Here is a 12,549-nt window from a genome sequence, read left to right on the forward strand (position 1 = left end):
GTGGGGGCCGCCTCGCGCGAGGCGGCCCCCACTCACTGCGCGGTCGCGACTAGAACCGCCCCCCGCTCGAGCCCCCGAAGCCGCCGCCCCCGAAGCCGCCGCCGCCGAAGCCCCCGCCGCCGAAGCCCCCGCGGCCACCGGTCAGGACGCTGTTGATCAGGATGCCGCCGAGCACCGCACCGGCGATGTTGCCGCCCGATGCGCCGCCGCGGGGCGGACGTTGCTGACGGTCCCAGCGCTGCACGTCGTTCTGCGCTGCACGCAGCGCATTTGCCGCGAGAGTCCCCGCTGCCTGAGCGTGTTGCAGCGCCCGGCCCGGTTCGTGCGCGGCGAGTTGCTGCGCGGCCTGCAGATGACGCTGCGCCTCCGACAGGCGGGTGCGGGCTTCGGCGCCGATCACGCCGCGCCGCGTCCCGATGAAGTCCGCGGCGGCGGTGACCTGGGACTGGGCGGCCGTCAGATCCTGCTCGAGACGCTGACGGGTGCGCTGTGCCTCCTCCTGTGCCTGCCGAGTGCGGGCCCGCAGCGCGTCGAGGCGGGCGTCCGCCTCCACGACCCGGGTGAAGCTGCCCAGAGGATCGGTGTTCATCGCCGCCCGGGCGTGGTCGAGTGCCTCCTGCGCGGCCTTGCGGGCTTCGGCCAGTTCCACGCCCCCGGTGGCCGCGAGTTGTTCGGCGTCGGCGATGCCCTGCGCGGCGTCGGCCATCGCCGCCGGCAGAGTCGCGATCGCCCGCCGGATGTCGTCGGCGGCGTGGTCGATCGCGTCGAGCATCGTCGTCGCGTGTCCGAGAGCGCCTTCCGCTTCCCGGATGGCGCGCACGGCGTCGCCCTGCTCGCCGACGGGACGCGCCACCGCGGTCCGGCCTCGGTCGACGGACTTCTCGGCGAACTCGATCTCGTCCTGGGCCAGCGCCACGTTGTCGGTGATCGGGGCGAGCGCGCCGGCCGGGAACTCCGTGCGCAGGTCCGCCAGCGTCGCCTCGGCCTGGGGTAGGCGCGCCCGCAACGCGATCGCGCGCTGGGTGAGTGCGTCGAGTCGGGCGGGTGCATCGAGCAGCAGATCGCGCATCCGGTCGAACGCTTCGACCTGCGCGTCGAGTTCCCGGTCCGCGCGCCCACACGACGAGATCAACTGCACGAGCATCTCGCGCTGCTGCTGAGGCGTCTCGGGGATGGCGTCGTCGAGCCGCTGCCGGATCTCGAACGCGGACGCCAGGGCCGACTGCGCCTGACGGTAGGCGTGGTCGAACGGTTGAACCGCGCCGTCGCCGAATTCCCCGCGCGCCAGTTCCAGCGCCTCGTAGCTCGAACGGACCGCGTTGTCGGTCTCGACCAGGATCTTCCGGGCGTGCAGTTCGAGCCCCTCGAGCGGCAGTGCGCTCAGCGCGTCGGTGTCGGTCGGGTCGGTGTCCGCCGCCGCCCGGGCGCCCGCCTCGGCCCGCTTGCGCTTGGCGCGCTTGGAGTACAGGTACACCCCGCCTGCGCCGGCGGCGATGACCCCGCCCCCCACGAGCAGCGTCGTGCCCGAACCCGAACCCGAGGTCGACAACGCCCCGTCGAGGCCCTCGGCAGCCGCCACCGCGGCGCCGGACCAGTTCTCGTTCCGCAGCTGCGGCACGATCCGCTCCGTACTGATGGCGTCCCGCTCGGACGCGGTGACCCCGGACAGGGCGTTCGGCGTCCACAGCGCGTACTCGCGGTCCTGCGTGGCCACGGCCAGCAGGGCGGTGTCCGTCCCGAAATTGCTGGCCTGCGCGGTCCGCTCGGTCCAGTCGTCGGACGACAGCCCGGAGAACGTCGGCACGTACGCCACCCACAACTGCACCCCGTGCTCGGCGTAGAGCGCGTCCGCCGCCTGCTCGATCTGCGCCGTCGCCGCCGGATCCAGCACGCCGGCCGTGTCGGTGACCGGCTGCGGGAGCCGGAAGGGTGGCTCGGCCGTCGCCGAACCGGGCAGCAGCAACCAGAGCAGCGCCGCGAGCAGGACCGGCACCGACAGCGACAGCGAACGGTGGAGCGGACGGACCGAACGTGGCCGGACGACGACCGGATACGGTGACATGCGTCCGAATCTATCGGCTCGCATGCGTCGTCGCCCGTGGCGCGTCGCCGGGTGGGCGCGCACGCAACACTGGCAGAATCGGGGAGTGAGTACCGCAGCCCGTACACGCCCAGCCCCGCCCCTCCCCGAAACCCGGCGCGGGTTCGGGGCGAGCGTCGCACGCTGGACGCGCCGGCTGGTGCTCGGCGTGGTGCTCGCGGCGATCGCGGTCCTCGCCGGGACCGCGGTGCGGGTGTGGCAGGTGGCGCGCATCGACGACCGGAGCCCGGCCGACGCCATCGTCGTGCTCGGCGCCGCCCAGTACTCCGGGACCCCCTCGTCGGTGTTCCAGGCCCGCCTCGACCAGGCCTTCGCGCTGTACGAGAACCGGGTGGCCGAACGGATCGTCACCGTCGGCGGGAAGCAGGAGGGTGACCTGTTCACCGAGGCGGCCTCCGGCAAGAACTATCTGGTCGCCAAGGGTGTGCCGGAGTCGGCGATCACCGCGGTCGAAGAGGGCTCGGACACGCTGCTCAGTGTCGAGGCGGTCAGCCGCGAGATGAGCGCGCAGGGACTGCACTCCGCGGTGCTGGTGAGCGATCCGTGGCATTCGCTGCGAACTCGCACCATGGCCCGCGATGCCGGTCTCGACGCGTGGACCGCGCCGACCCGCACCGGCCCCGCCGTGTACACCCGGGAGTCGCAGCTGCACGGGATCGCCCGTGAGACGGGCGCGCTGATCTGGTACCAGCTCACCCACGACTCCGCGGACTTCCCCTACACGGCCGCACAGTGAAGGAGGACGTGATGCCGGGCTACGACGAACACGACCTCGAACGGCGCGTCGCCGAGGTCCCGAAGGTGTCGGCGCTCGCCGGTGCCGGGCCGGCGACCGCGAGCCGTACGCCGTTCGCGCGGGACCGCGCGCGGGTCCAGCACAGCGCCGCCCTGCGGCGGCTCGCCGACAAGACCCAGGTCGTCGGTCCCCGCGACGGTGACACTCCGCGCACCCGCCTCACCCACTCGATCGAGGTCGCCCAGATCGGCCGCAGCATCGCCGACGGACTCGGTTGCGATCCCGACCTGGTGGACCTCGCCGGCCTCGCGCACGACATCGGGCACCCGCCCTACGGTCACAACGGCGAACGCGCCCTCGACGAGGTGGCCGCCGGGTGCGGCGGGTTCGAGGGCAACGCGCAGAACCTGCGGATCCTCACATGCCTCGAGCCGAAGATCGTCCACCCGGACGGTACGAGCGCGGGTCTCAATCTCACCCGCGCGGCCCTCGACGCGACACTGAAGTACCCGTGGACCCGCCCGGCGCCCGGCGCGAAGTTCGGCGCCTACGACGACGACGCCGACGTCCTCGACTGGGTGCGCGACGGCGCGCCCGACCGGCACAAGTGTCTGGAAGCCCAGATCATGGACTGGTCCGACGATGTCGCCTACTCCGTCCACGACGTCGAGGACGGCGTGATCGACGGACGGATCGACCTGCGCGTGCTCACCGACCCGGCGTCGGTGAACACCCTCGTCGACCTCGGCATGCGTGAATTCTCCGGTCTCGACCCGAACGAGTTGGTGGAGGCCTCGAAGCGGCTGTCGCAGATGCCGGTGGTCCAGGCCGTCGACACCTACGACGGCAGCCTCGCGTGTTCGGTGGCGCTCAAGCGGCTCACGAGCGAACTCGTCGGCCGCTTCGCGACGGCCGCGATCATCGGCACTCGCGCCGTCACCGGCGATCGCCCGGTCACCCGCTACGACGCCGACCTCGTCGTCCCACCTGTCGTCGCGTCCGAGGTGGCCCTGCTCAAGACCATGGCCCTGCAGTTCGTGATGTCCGATGCCGCCCACCGGCAGCGTCAGGAACGGCAGCGGGAACGGATCCACCGCGTCGCCGAATGGCTCGAGCGCACGGCTCCCGTCGGCCTCGACCCGTTCTTCGTCCCCCTGTGGGACGCCGCGCCCGACGACGCCGCCCGCATGCGGGTGATCGTCGACCAGATCGCCTCGTGCACCGAGTCCCGGCTCGAGCGGATCGACCGCGACAGCCTCGCCGCGCAGGCGAGTTGGGGGTAGCGCCTAGACTCGTCGTCGTGGCCGGGCGAATTTCAGACAGGGACATCGCGGCCGTCCGTGACCGCGTCCGGATCGAAGACATCGTCGGCGAGTACGTCGCCCTCAGGCGCGGCGGCGCCGATTCGATGAAGGGGCTGTGCCCCTTCCACGACGAGAAGTCCCCGTCCTTCCACGTCCGTCCCAACCACGGCCACTTCCACTGCTTCGGCTGCGGCGAGGGTGGCGACGTGTACTCGTTCCTGCAGAAGATCGAGCACATCAGTTTCGTCGAAGCCGTCGAGCAGCTCGCCGACCGAGTCGGCTACACCCTCAACTACGAGGGCGGCGGGCCGTCGGTGCAGCGCGACCGCGGCACCCGCGCGCGGCTCGTCGCCGCCAACGCGGCCGCGCAGGAGTTCTACGCCGAGCAGCTGCGGACGCCCGACGCCCAGGCGGCGCGGGACTACCTGACCGAACGCAGCTTCGACGAAGCCGCCGCCGAGACGTTCGGGTGCGGATACGCTCCCGCCGGCTGGGATGCTCTCACCAGGCACCTGCTCTCCCGCGGCTTCGAATTCGCCGAGCTCGAGGCCGCCGGGCTGTCCAAACAGGGACGTCGCGGGCCCATCGACCGGTTCCACCGGCGGCTGCTGTGGCCGATCCGCAACCTCGCCGGTGACGTCATCGGGTTCGGTGCCCGTCGCCTGTTCGACGACGACACGCTCGCGGCCAAGTACGTCAACACCCCGGAAACGTTGCTCTACAAGAAGTCCCAGGTGCTGTTCGGACTGGACCTGGCCAAGCGGGAGATCGCCAAGGCGCACCAGGCGGTGATCGTCGAGGGTTACACCGACGTCATGGCAATGCACCTGTCGGGCGTGAAAACCGCAGTCGCCGCGTGCGGCACCGCATTCGGCGACGAGCATCTGGCGATGCTGCGGCGACTGCTCATGGACGACAGCTACTTCCGTGGTGAGATCATCTACACCTTCGACGGCGACGCTGCCGGCCGGGCTGCGGCGATGAAGGCATTCGAGGGCGACCAGAAGACCACGGCCAAGACCTTCGTCGCGATCGCACCCGAGGGCATGGACCCGTGCGAGCTCCGGCAGAAGTCCGGTGACGGGGCGGTGCGCGACCTCGTCGCCCGGCGCACCCCGATGTTCGAGTTCGTCGTCAAGTCGATTCTCGCCGAGCACGACCTCGACACGGCCGAGGGCCGGGTGGAGGCGCTGCGCCGGACGGTTCCCGTGGTGGCCCGGATCAAGGAACGTACGCTGCGCGACAGTTACGCGGTGCAGTTGTCGCACTGGGTGGGCTGGGACGACATTCCGGCCGTCCGCCGGCGGGTGCAGGAGGAGTCCCGGCGCGTCGCGCGCGGCGGCGACGAGAAGGCACGCACCGCCGCGCCGCACCAGCGGGCGGAGGCGGGTCCCGCGGAGGCGGTCCTGCGCCGGCCGCGTCCCGACGATCCCGCGCTGTGGCCGCAGCGCGACGCCCTCAAGGCGGCGCTGCAGTACCCCGGGATCGCCGGCACCGTGTTCGATTCGCTGCCCGCGGAGACGTTCACCGATCCGGCCTACGCGGCCGTCCGCGAAGCCGTGGCCGCGGCCGGCGGGACCGGCGCGGGTCTCGGCGGCGCGGAGTGGGTCGACGCCGTCGGGCGCGCTGCCACCGACCCCGTGGTGCACTCACTGGTCATGGAACTCGCGGTGGACCCGTTGCCCGCGGAGGACGACCGGATGCCCCGCTACATCGGCGGGGTCCTCGCGCGACTGCAGGAGGTCTGGGTGGGGGAGCAGGTCGCCGAACTCAAATCCAAACTGCAGCGCATCTCCCCGGCCACCGAATCCGACGAGTTCCACTCACTGCTCGGGGACCTCGTCGCACTCGAGCAGTATCGGCGCAGCCTGCTCGACCAGGCCATCGGCGACACCAGCGGCGACGGCCTGGCCGGCTGACCTCACGCCACCCGCGTCACCGCCGCAACTGGTCGCGGGGGACGAGGATCGTGGTCTGCTCGTCGAGCGGCTTCATCGGTTCGAGCTTCGGCTCCGGGCTCAGGGAGTCGGCCAGCTTCTGCCTGCTCACCTCGATCGCCTTCTTTGTCACCGGACTACCCGCGACCGCCTTCGCCGTCCTGCTGAGCTGTTCGTATCGGGCGCGGCCCGCCCGTGTCCCCAGGACGTAGCCCGCGGCAACCCCCACCATAAGTCCGATCAACGTCGTCTCCGTTCAGCCGTGTCAGCGTCCCACCCATCCTGCCCGATCCACGTCCCAGGGCTCGCAGGCAGGCGATTTGGTGCCGCGTCGGGTGGGGCGCTACAGTTCTTCACGCACCGCGGGAAACGGCGGGGCACGCAGGACAATCCCCTGTAGCTCAATTGGCAGAGCATTCGACTGTTAATCGAACGGTTGCTGGTTCGAGTCCAGCCGGGGGAGCTTCCGGAAAACCCCTTCCACCCGATCTCGGGTGGGAGGGGTTTTCTCGTCCCGGCCGGCACGAACCGTGGCCGGTGTGACGGAAGTTACACGCCCCACTGTGCCGCCGCGGCGCGGCCTGCTCCCGGCGACACGGGGCGACCCACGACGGGGACCGGTCGTCGCAGCCGGTAGCATTCGGCACACGTCGCGTACCTTCGGATGCGCGCGGACGGGGCGGTAGCTCAGTCGGTTAGAGCCGTGGACTCATAATCCATTGGTCGCGGGTTCGAGCCCCGCCCGCCCCACCTTTCCCGCTCCGGCCGTCACACCCCCTGGAGCCGGATCTGCTGGAAGGCGACGGCGTGCCGCACGCCGATTCGGGTTCCGGCGGCCGCGGTGAACTCGCGCAGGAACGCCGCAGGATCGAAGTCCCGGCCCAGCCCGTCCAGGTAGGACCGGTGGGCGCGCAGTGATTCGATTCCGGTGTCGAGGCTCTCGGTGACGTCGACGGCGTGCGACGGCTCGTTCGCACCCATCAGGTACACGTGGCCGACCCCGTTCCACGGAGGCAGGTTCTCGTCGAGCAGTTCGGGGAAGATCCAGCGATTGCCGGCGTCGCGGGCGGCGTCGAGTACCGCCAGGCCCACGGCGCGATGGTCCGCCTGATTGACGATGCGCCCGCCGTCCAGTCCGTAGGTGGGCTCGTACGTGGCGGTGATCAGCACGTCCGGCCGGAACCTCCGGATCTCGCGGGCGACGGCGCGGCGCAGGTCGAGTCCGTATTCGACGACGCCGTCGCGGTATCCGAGGAACGTCACGTCCTCGACGCCGACGACGGCGGCGGCGTCGAGCTGCTCGCGGCGTCGCAGGGGTGCCGCCTCGGCGGGGGTGCGGCCGTCGATGCCGGCCTCGCCGTCGGTGGCGACGACGTAGGCCACCGCCTTGCCCGAACGGGTCCAGCGGGCGACGGCGCCGGCCGCGCCGTACTCGAGGTCGTCCGGATGAGCGACGATGGCCATCGCGCGGTTCCAGTTCTCGGGCAGCGTGGTGGATGTGGTGTTCACGACGGATCCTTTCGAGTCGGTGACCGAGTTTCCTTTCGGACGTCGCACCGCGGCGAAGGACGCATTCTCCGAGCGAACGACGCCGGCTGCGTCCGTCCGGCGCGACGGTCGTCAGTAGGGAGGACACACGGTGACGAGGATCCACGGTGGATTCCCGGGCCGGTGTCCCGATTTCGAGGAGTGACCACCATGTCTGCCACCCGAGTTCAGCTCGCTCTCAACGTCGAGGACATCACCGCGGCGACCGAGTTCTACACCGCGTTGTTCGGGGTGTCCCCGCACAAACAGCGCCCCGGCTATGCCAACTTCGCGATCGCGGATCCGCCGCTGAAGCTGGTGCTGATCGAGAATCCCGGTGCGCGCGAACGCCTGAACCACCTGGGGATCGAGGCGGACGGCCCCGACGAGGTGTCCGGAGCGCTGGCCCGGTTCCGGGACTCCGGACTGACCGCCACGATCGCCGAGCAGGATCTGTGCTGCCATGCCGTGCAGGACAAGGTGTTCGTCGACGCGCCCGACGTCCCCAACGGATGGTGGGAGTACTACGCCGTGACCGACGACAATCCCGCCAACCCGGACGGGCTGACGGGTTCGGCGTGTGCGGTCGCATGCGCGAGTGAGGACAGCCCCACCGCGGGGGCCTGCTGCGGCTGATCGGAACTCGCCCGGTGTGCCGTCCCGCGACGGCACACCGGGCGCACGCGCCCTCAGGCGCCGGCGCACCGGCAGTCGGTCGAGGCGGTGTAGTCCATCGGCATCCCGTGCGCATCGAGGGTCAGGGCGCAGCATCGTCCGAGCAACTCGGCCAGCTTCCGCCGGCCTCGCTGGACACGGGACTTCATTCCGGACAGCGACACCCCTTCGACCGCGGCGGCGCGGGCCTGCGTCAGTCCTTCCAGGTCGGTCAGCTCGACGGCTCGGCGTTGCTCGGGGGAGAGCCCCTCGAGCAGCGGACGCAGGCAGGCGGCCAGCTCCCGCTGGGCGGTCGTCGTGTCGTCCCACTCCTGTCCGGCCTGGTCGGGTGCGTCGTCGACGAGCGGCGCGAGCCGGTCGCGATCCCGGGCGGCCCGGCGGTAGTCGTCGATGATCGCGGTGCGGGCGATCCGGTACACCCATCGGATCAGGTGCTCGCGGTCCTCGACCCGGCCGAGGTTCTTGTGGACGCGCAGCAGGATCTCGCCGAGCACGTCGTCGGCGCGGTCCGGATCGGCGATCCGCCGCTGCACGAAGACGCGGAGCTGCGCACCGAACTCGCGCCAGACGGCTTCGGTGGTCAGGGCGTCCGCGTCCGTCGCGGACCTGAGGGATGCCGTGGTCATGGTGTGGTCCTCCGGGAAGGGGGCGCGGTACGGGCGGTGTCCCTTCACAGACGACGGTACCGGTGAAAGGACGCAATTCCACGTCGGTGCCTGCACACTCCGCCTGGATTGCGTCCTTGCGGTGGCGGCGCCGTCTGTGTCGGTGCCAGTACGGGACACACGATCCCGCAGCATCGGACGAAGGAGTGATCATGACCGGCATCGTGGAACGTGACGCAGACCGGGCGCTGAAGGCCAGGCACCGGGCGTTGTGGGCGGCCGGGGACTATCCGGCGGTCGCGGCCGACCTGATTCCGACGTTCGGGCCGACGCTCGTCGCCGCGGCCGGGGTGACAGCGGGCCGGCGAGTGCTCGACGTGGGCGCCGGATCCGGCAACGCTGCCATCCCGGCTGCCGAACGGGGCGCGATCGTCACCGCCGCGGACCTGACGCCGGAGTTGTTCGTCGCGGGCCGCAGAGCCGCGGCGGAGCGGGGTGTGGACGTCGAGTGGGTGGAGGCGGACGCCGAGGCCCTGCCGTTCCCCGACGGCAGCTTCGACGTCGTGCTCTCCAGCGTGGGCGCGATGTTCGCACCACATCACCAGGCCGTCGCCGACGAACTGCTGCGGGTGTGCCGGCCGGGTGGGACGCTCGGGATGATCAACTGGACGCCGAAGGGCTTCATCGGTCAGCTGTTCCGGCTCATGGCCCCGTATGCGCCGCCACCCCCGGCGGGCGCTACGCCGCCCCCGATGTGGGGCGACGAGCAGCACGTCCGGGAGTTGTTCGGTGATCGGATCATCGATGTGCGCATGGATCGCCGAAGCGTGGTGATGGACCACAGCGCGGAGCCGATCGAGTTCCGTGAATACTGGAAGCGCAACTACGGTCCGACGATCGCGGTGTACCGGTTCAACGACCCGGAGCGGATCGCAGACCTGGACCGGGAATTTCTGCAGTTCCTCACCGCGTGGAACCGGGCCGGGCAGCCCGGCCGGACCGCGTACGACGCCGAGTACCTGTTGCTCACCGCCCGCAAGAGATAGCCGACCGGGTCGGTGTGGGCTTTCACCGCAGCGCCGCGGCGTTCTCGTGCGGCCGCAGCAGCGGTGCCGAAGGAGAAGGCGAGGCCCCGCCGGCTTCGCGCGTCGTCGCCGGCGGGGCAGGGCCACTGTGCAGGGGGATCGTGGCCGGATCCGAGCGTAGGTGGCGTGTGAGCGGATGTGAAGGAAAACGGCCCGGTCGGGCAGGGTAGAAGGTCCCGAATCGAGCAATTCGGGCGCGTCGGTGAGGGTGTGGATCCGGCTCAGTCCCGCTTCCGTACGCCGTGTGCGGGGCGGACATCTGCGTAGCTGTCGAGGATCTCGCGGATCTCGGCGACGGCCCTCCGGCGCGATTCCGCATCCGTGATGCGTCCGAGTTGCTGTTTCAGGCTCACTGCCAGTTCGGCGTAGTCGTTCTGCCAGTCGCGGCCGATCAACCGAGCGACGTCCGCGCGAGCAGGTTGAATCCGCGACGCGGGGGTACCGGGCGCCACCAGGTAGCTCTCCCCGATCTCCGGGGTGACGATCGACAGCGAAGGGTCGAGCTCGTGCACCAGTTCGGCCAGTTCCGCAACGGCCTCCGGCTCGCCGTGGGTGAGGAACAGGCTGCCTGCTACGGGACCGCGTGCCGTGATCCAGTCCAAGAGCTCGGTCTGATCCGCGTGCGCGGAGTAGCTGTCGATCCGGCGGATCTGCGCCCGCACGTCGATGTCCTGACCGGAGATGCGGACGCGCTTCGCACCCTCGAGGATCACGCGGCCGAGCGAACCCTGCGCCTGGAAACCGACGAACAGGATCGTCGAATCCCGGCGGTGCAGGTTGTGCTTCAGGTGGTGACGGATGCGCCCCGCCTCGCACATTCCCGAGGCGGCGATGATGATCGCTCCCGAGACGTCGTTGATCCGCTTGGAGGTGGATGCGTCGTCGACGTAGTGGATCGCGGGATGGCGGAAGATGTTCTTCCCCTCGAGATCCTCGAGTTCGCCCGCGTGCGCGGCGAACACCGAGGTCGCCCGGTTGGCGAGCGGTGAGTCGACGAACACCGGTACCGCGGGGATGCGGTTCTCGTCGACGAGGTGGGCGATGTCGAGCAGCAGTTCCTGGGTCCGTTCCAGCGCGAAGGCGGGGACGACGAGGTTGCCGCCGTGCCCGACCGCACGGGCGATCTCCTCTTCGAGCAGGTCACGCCGTTGCTCGATCGTCATCCGCACGCGGGTCCGGTTTCCGTAGGTGGATTCGCAGACGAGATGGTCCGGTCCCGAGGGGCCGGTCGGATCGGGATGGAATGCCTTCTGGGCGGGACCGAGGTCACCGGAGAAGAGCAGGCGCACACCCCCCGCTTCGATCTCCGCCGATGCGGCCCCCAGTATGTGCCCGGCGTTCCAGAACCTCGCGCGAAAGCCCGCGGCGGGCTCGAACCACTCTTCGAGCGCCACCGGGCGGGCCTGTCCCCAGGCAGCGAGGGCGTCTGCCTCCGTGTAGAGCGGGACGAACCTCCTCCCGCGCGTGCGGTCGCGTCGCCGATTCCGCCGCTCGGCCTCGAACTCCTGGATACGCCCGGCGTCGGCGAGCATGAATTCGAGCAGGTCGGTGGTCGGGCCGGTGCAGAAGATCGGCCCGTCGAAACCCTGGGCCACCAGCTTGGGCAGCAGACCGCAATGATCGATGTGGGCATGGGTGAGAACGACGGCGTCGATTTCGTCCGGCGTGAACGCGAAGTCGCCGTAGTTCAGCTCTTCGAGACTGCGTGAGCCCTGGAACAGGCCACAGTCCACCAGGATCCGCGTCGAGTCCAGTGCGATCTCCGTGCACGAGCCGGTGACCGTCTGTGCGGCACCGTGGAAGACGAGAGTCGGATAGTGCGCCACACGTAGCTCCTACGGCATGGAATCGCGGGTACCACAGTCAAGCTATCCGAACATCCGGGTCGGCCGGACCAGCTTGGGCAGGTCGAGTAGTCGAGGACGACCTCGGGCCCGCGCCGACCGTGGATATCACCCCGGATCTCACCCCCGGCCGCTGTCACACCCGTCGGCGCCTGCCCGATGGACATCGTGGTGGCGTCGAGCACCCCGACGCTCGGCGCCACCTCGGATCGGCGCCCCGTCCGTCGCGTCAGTCCCGCAGCTCCGCACACACGGTGCGCGGCCGCTCGGCACGTGCCGCACGGTGGGGGCGTCGTCTGAGCCCCTTCGGCTGCATCGGACCGGGCCGCGGGGACCGATGCTCGGCCCGGAGGGCGATCGCTGCCCCGACGATCGTGGCCACCACCGCAGCGACGGCGACCCACGCGACGAGCAGCGAGGCGATCACGTTCATGCCGTCTACACCGCTGCTGCCCGGGGGAGGGTTACGCGGTTTTCGATCTTCACCCTGGGATTCACCCTGGTCGACGTCCTGTTCGCGTGATCGGTCCGGTTCCACCGCGCCGGCGGCGTGCCCGGCCGCATCGCCGCTCGATCGTCAGCCGAACCTCCGGCCCGGGCCGGCGGGGCGAGCCGGCGGGCGACATCGGGACGCAAGTCCCTACCCGGCGCCGGTCGTCCGTCCCGCCGTGCCGGGTCGGCAATAGAACCTGTTCCAATTTCGTCGTCTTGTGGCTATGGTCACATGCGTACACA

The 12,549-nt window shown here is 70.5% G+C and carries 11 protein-coding genes and 2 tRNA genes; 7 read left to right on the forward strand and 6 right to left on the reverse strand.

The annotated features are described in order from the left end of the window. Window positions 1–49 precede the first annotated feature (49 nt). Entirely contained in the window at window positions 50–2,062 is a 2,013-nt protein-coding gene (locus QYS60_RS03870) for a TPM domain-containing protein (protein ID WP_371382486.1), read from the reverse strand. Between the two features lie 85 nt (window positions 2,063–2,147). Between QYS60_RS03870 and QYS60_RS03875 the strand changes: the two genes are divergently transcribed. From QYS60_RS03875 to dnaG, 3 genes are read left to right on the forward strand one after another with little or no spacing between them, the layout of a single operon-like run. Further along, window positions 2,148–2,837 carry a YdcF family protein gene (locus tag QYS60_RS03875; protein WP_052033979.1) on the forward strand — a complete coding sequence of 230 codons (690 nt, stop codon included), beginning with the start codon at window positions 2,148–2,150 and terminating at the stop codon, window positions 2,835–2,837. Between the two features lie 11 nt (window positions 2,838–2,848). Beyond that, window positions 2,849–4,120, forward strand: coding sequence for a deoxyguanosinetriphosphate triphosphohydrolase (locus tag QYS60_RS03880; protein WP_003937059.1), 1,272 nt, complete (start codon window positions 2,849–2,851; stop codon window positions 4,118–4,120). A gap of 17 nt (window positions 4,121–4,137) precedes the next feature. After that, window positions 4,138–6,060, forward strand: coding sequence for a DNA primase (gene dnaG / locus QYS60_RS03885; protein ID WP_371382487.1), 1,923 nt, complete (start codon window positions 4,138–4,140; stop codon window positions 6,058–6,060). Window positions 6,061–6,076: 16 nt separating this feature from the next. Here dnaG and QYS60_RS03890 read toward each other — a convergent pair whose 3' ends face one another. Continuing rightward, window positions 6,077–6,310: a hypothetical protein gene (locus QYS60_RS03890; RefSeq protein WP_371382508.1), complete on the reverse strand. Its 234-nt coding sequence runs from the start codon at window positions 6,308–6,310 to the stop codon at window positions 6,077–6,079. Between the two features lie 158 nt (window positions 6,311–6,468). Between QYS60_RS03890 and QYS60_RS03895 the strand changes: the two genes are divergently transcribed. Both QYS60_RS03895 and QYS60_RS03900 read left to right on the forward strand, forming a co-directional pair. Then, window positions 6,469–6,541: transfer RNA gene (locus QYS60_RS03895), tRNA-Asn, on the forward strand. Between the two features lie 213 nt (window positions 6,542–6,754). Further along, window positions 6,755–6,828: transfer RNA gene (locus QYS60_RS03900), tRNA-Ile, on the forward strand. A gap of 18 nt (window positions 6,829–6,846) precedes the next feature. Here the strand turns inward: QYS60_RS03900 and QYS60_RS03905 are convergent. Continuing rightward, window positions 6,847–7,587 carry a PIG-L deacetylase family protein gene (locus QYS60_RS03905; RefSeq protein WP_003937062.1) on the reverse strand — a complete coding sequence of 247 codons (741 nt, stop codon included), beginning with the start codon at window positions 7,585–7,587 and terminating at the stop codon, window positions 6,847–6,849. A 189-nt stretch (window positions 7,588–7,776) separates the two neighbouring features. On the opposite strand from QYS60_RS03905, the gene QYS60_RS03910 reads away from it, so the two are divergent. Beyond that, the gene (locus tag QYS60_RS03910) at window positions 7,777–8,241 is read left to right on the forward strand and encodes an ArsI/CadI family heavy metal resistance metalloenzyme (RefSeq protein ID WP_003937063.1); all 465 of its coding nucleotides are present in this window, start codon (window positions 7,777–7,779) and stop codon (window positions 8,239–8,241) included. A 53-nt stretch (window positions 8,242–8,294) separates the two neighbouring features. Here the strand turns inward: QYS60_RS03910 and QYS60_RS03915 are convergent, their stop codons facing one another. Then, window positions 8,295–8,906 (reverse strand): sigma-70 family RNA polymerase sigma factor, encoded by a 612-nt coding sequence (locus QYS60_RS03915; protein ID WP_003937064.1) that lies wholly within the window; start codon window positions 8,904–8,906, stop codon window positions 8,295–8,297. Between the two features lie 191 nt (window positions 8,907–9,097). Between QYS60_RS03915 and QYS60_RS03920 the strand changes: the two genes are divergently transcribed. Further along, on the forward strand, window positions 9,098–9,931 hold the full coding sequence (locus QYS60_RS03920) for a class I SAM-dependent methyltransferase (protein WP_040782667.1): 834 nt from the start codon (window positions 9,098–9,100) through the stop codon (window positions 9,929–9,931). A 260-nt stretch (window positions 9,932–10,191) separates the two neighbouring features. On the opposite strand, the gene QYS60_RS03925 is transcribed toward QYS60_RS03920, so the two are convergent. Both QYS60_RS03925 and QYS60_RS03930 read right to left on the reverse strand, forming a co-directional pair. Further along, entirely contained in the window at window positions 10,192–11,796 is a 1,605-nt protein-coding gene (locus QYS60_RS03925) for an MBL fold metallo-hydrolase (RefSeq protein WP_371382488.1), read from the reverse strand. A gap of 247 nt (window positions 11,797–12,043) precedes the next feature. Further along, a complete protein-coding gene (locus QYS60_RS03930) occupies window positions 12,044–12,247 on the reverse strand; it encodes a hypothetical protein (RefSeq protein ID WP_003937067.1) in 204 nt (67 codons plus the stop codon). Window positions 12,248–12,549 lie beyond the last annotated feature (302 nt).

This window comes from Rhodococcus sp. GXMU-t2271, assembly GCF_041414735.1.
In the GTDB taxonomy this organism is placed as follows: Bacteria; Actinomycetota; Actinomycetes; order Mycobacteriales; family Mycobacteriaceae; genus Rhodococcus; species Rhodococcus indonesiensis.

What these genes read in the sequence shown, in the direction of transcription:
- QYS60_RS03920 (WP_040782667.1), top strand. Translation starts at nt 9,098, where the DNA reads ATGACCGGCATCGTGGAACGTGACGCAGACCGGGCGCTGAAGGCCAGG.
- QYS60_RS03880 (WP_003937059.1), top strand. Translation starts at nt 2,849, where the DNA reads ATGCCGGGCTACGACGAACACGACCTCGAACGGCGCGTCGCCGAGGTC.
- QYS60_RS03915 (WP_003937064.1), bottom strand. Translation starts at nt 8,906, where the DNA reads ATGACCACGGCATCCCTCAGGTCCGCGACGGACGCGGACGCCCTGACC.
- QYS60_RS03870 (WP_371382486.1), bottom strand. Translation starts at nt 2,062, where the DNA reads ATGTCACCGTATCCGGTCGTCGTCCGGCCACGTTCGGTCCGTCCGCTC.
- QYS60_RS03890 (WP_371382508.1), bottom strand. Translation starts at nt 6,310, where the DNA reads ATGGTGGGGGTTGCCGCGGGCTACGTCCTGGGGACACGGGCGGGCCGC.
- QYS60_RS03910 (WP_003937063.1), top strand. Translation starts at nt 7,777, where the DNA reads ATGTCTGCCACCCGAGTTCAGCTCGCTCTCAACGTCGAGGACATCACC.
- QYS60_RS03930 (WP_003937067.1), bottom strand. Translation starts at nt 12,247, where the DNA reads ATGAACGTGATCGCCTCGCTGCTCGTCGCGTGGGTCGCCGTCGCTGCG.